At 50.5% G+C, this 2,216-nt stretch carries 3 protein-coding genes; 2 read left to right on the top strand and 1 reads right to left on the bottom strand.

Going from position 1 to position 2,216, the window contains the following annotated elements; all coding sequences use genetic code 11:
* The first annotated feature begins 131 nt into the window (after window positions 1–131).
* Entirely contained in the window at window positions 132–767 is a 636-nt protein-coding gene (locus tag J1785_RS01535) for a LysE family translocator (protein ID WP_129953980.1), read from the top strand.
* Window positions 768–786: 19 nt separating this feature from the next.
* On the top strand, window positions 787–1,233 hold the full coding sequence (locus J1785_RS01540) for a GNAT family N-acetyltransferase (RefSeq protein WP_129953982.1): 447 nt from the start codon (window positions 787–789) through the stop codon (window positions 1,231–1,233).
* On the opposite strand, the gene yfcF is transcribed toward J1785_RS01540, so the two are convergent.
* Window positions 1,225–1,854, bottom strand: a complete 630-nt coding sequence (gene yfcF, locus J1785_RS01545) for a glutathione transferase (RefSeq protein WP_129953984.1) — start codon at window positions 1,852–1,854, stop codon at window positions 1,225–1,227. The genes J1785_RS01540 and yfcF overlap by 9 nt on opposite strands.
* Window positions 1,855–2,216 lie beyond the last annotated feature (362 nt).

Genomic DNA, 2,216 nt, shown 5'->3' on the forward strand with positions numbered 1-2,216 from the left:
GCCTGTGGAAGCCCGACTTCCACAGGCTTTTTTATTTGCCCGTATTTTTATGCCGAATTTCATTTAAATTCGTGATTGCATCTGTGCCGCACGTTTCACTATTCTGGGTTTTTCGCTCATCAGGAAAAGCCATGACCCTCACCGAATCCCTGCTTTCTTATGCGCTTGCCGCCGGTATTTTAACGCTTACGCCCGGTCTCGATACCGCACTGGTGTTGCGCACTGCTGCCAGTCAGGGCAGTAAAAAGGCGCTGTTTACCGCTTTTGGCATCAGCACAGGATGTCTGGTCTGGGGCGCAATGGTGGCACTCGGTCTCGGTGCCGTGCTGGCTGCCTCTGAAATCGCCTTCAATGTTTTGAAATGGATCGGTGCCGCGTATCTGGCCTGGCTGGGACTGCAGATGTTGTTCAAACCCCGCAGCGAAATGAACATGGATGCGCCGGAAAGCCGCCACAAAGCCTTGCGTATCGGAAACTCGCCGTTCGTTAAAGGTCTTTTTGGCAATGTGCTTAACCCGAAAGTCGGCGTGTTTTATGTCTCCTTCCTGCCGCAGTTCGTCGCCACCGGCTATCCTGTCGGGCCATATATTTTCGGCCTCGCCGCCATGCATGCGGTGATCGGGACGTTATGGTCAGTCACGATGATTTCGGCCACTCGCCCGCTGTCGCGCTGGTTGCGCCGTCCGGCAGTGGTCAGAACGCTGGATCGCCTTACCGGCACCGTATTTATCGCTTTTGCAGTTCGCCTCGCTACGACAAAACGTTAACAATAAAAGGAAAAATGTCATGAAGACCCGTCTCAGCCATGCCCCGACCGAAAGCGATCTCGAGGAGATCAAAACGGCACTGCGGGATTTCAACAGAAACTTTATCCCGAAACCGACATTCCGCGAGTTGGGTATTTTTGTGGAAGATGAAAATGGAAAGAAGCTGGCGGGTATCGTAGCGGAAACCGTCGGTTACTGGATGTACATAAAAATGCTATGGGTCGATGAATCGCTGCGCGGCAAAGATGTCGGCACGCAGCTGATTACAGAAGCAGAAGAAGAAGCCAAAGCACGGGGTTGCCGTTACTCGCTGGTTGATACGTTCAGTTTTCAGGCGCGGCCTTTCTATGAACGTATGGGCTATAGCATGCAAATGGCGCTGGAGGATTATATCCCTGACTCCCGTGCGCCGGACGATGCGCCCTCAACGCATACGCGGTTCTTTCTGACAAAAACGTTAAGCTGAAAGCGCCAGCCATTCCTTAACCGATGGCCGCTGCCATTGCGCATCTGCATACGCGGCCAGTTTTTCCGGTACCGGATCACCGTTCAGATGCAGACGGTTAATCATCAGCGCCAGATCCACGTCCGCAATACACCATTCGCCAAATAAATGTTCTTTGTCGCCCAACAAAAACGCGGCGGCGGCATACAGTTTTTCAGCCGCCTGCTGTCCGTTTGTACTGAGCGCCGGACGTTTCGCACCGGCAAACACCACTTCAGTTGAGCGCTCTTCGCGAATGGGCATCAGATCACTGCGCAGCCATGCCTGTACTTCACGGGCCTTGGCGCGGTTTTCAGGGTCAGCCGGGTAAATCGCCGGGAACGTCGGCGCCGGGAATAACTCTTCGACATATTCATCAATCGCAGAAGATTCGGATAAGACAAAAGCGCCGTTGGTTAATGTCGGTACGCGGCGGGTGATGGAAATCGCCGAATAATTTTCTTTCAGGTTTTCTGCATTAGCCAGATCCACCTTTTCCAGTTCAAAGGGAATGCCTTTTTCGGTTAACGCGACAAAAGCCGACATCACGTAAGGACTGAAAAAATTGGCGTCGGAATACAAAATTAGCGAAGGCTGGCTCATAGCAAACTCCTGAAAGAAAGAGAACAAAGGAGAAAAACATAGCGCAGAAAGAGGGAGGTGTCGTTAAAAACTCATTCAGATGATAAACCCGAGTGGAGTTGTTGGGATACGGGCAATTTTCCTCATTCTAAAGAATGCGTACATCATCTTATACATTCAGCTAATTTTCAGAAACTGATTAAAGAAGATATTTTCCGCACCAAACTTTCGCACGTTTTTTAGCCATTGCCATTTGGCTTAAGTCAATATACCCTCTAGAAAAACGCCAAACAAACGGACTTCAAAGGGCGCCTTATGGATAATTCAGAAGAGATAGCACAGCGCATTACCGACATAATTATTTCACCTGATTCAGCTATTGG

Origin of the sequence: Rahnella perminowiae, assembly GCF_019049755.1 — a bacterium.
Lineage (GTDB): Bacteria > Pseudomonadota > Gammaproteobacteria > Enterobacterales > Enterobacteriaceae > Rahnella > Rahnella perminowiae.